Origin of the sequence: Rhizobium sp. 18055 (assembly GCF_902706285.1) — a bacterium.
Classification (GTDB): domain Bacteria; phylum Pseudomonadota; class Alphaproteobacteria; order Rhizobiales; family Rhizobiaceae; genus Rhizobium.
Genome location: NZ_CACSKD010000459.1, coordinates 1 through 396 on the forward strand (window position 1 = coordinate 1; position 396 = coordinate 396).

Consider the following 396-nt stretch of genomic DNA (forward strand, 5'->3'; position numbering starts at 1 on the left):
GCACGCCCGCTTCATCAAGCAGAGCCAGGGCCGCAAGGTCATGATCGAAGGCCACACCGATGACCGCGGCGGCCGCGAATACAACCTGGCCCTGGGCCAGAAGCGTGCCGAGGCCGTGCGCCGCGCGCTGGGCCTGCTGGGCGTGCCCGACAGCCAGATGGAAGCCGTGAGCTTCGGCAAGGAAAAGCCCGCGGTGCAAGGCAACTCGGAAGATGCCTTCTCGCAGAACCGCCGCGTTGAACTGTCCTACCGTTGATGGCGATGGCTTTCGTGCAGCAGCGGGCGCGCGGGCGCGTCCGCAGGGCAGCAGCGCTCGCCGCGCTGTCGCTGGCCGCGGGCTTCGGCGCCACGGCCAGCCACGCCGCGCTTTTCGAGGATGACGAGGCGCGCCGCGCC

At 70.5% G+C, this 396-nt stretch carries 1 protein-coding gene; it reads left to right on the forward strand.

All coding sequences use genetic code 11. The features are described from left to right. On the forward strand, positions 1-256 hold a 256-nt coding region (locus GVL52_RS32640), incomplete at its 5' end, for an OmpA family protein (RefSeq protein ID WP_160012802.1). Between the last annotated feature and the right edge of the window lie 140 nt (positions 257-396).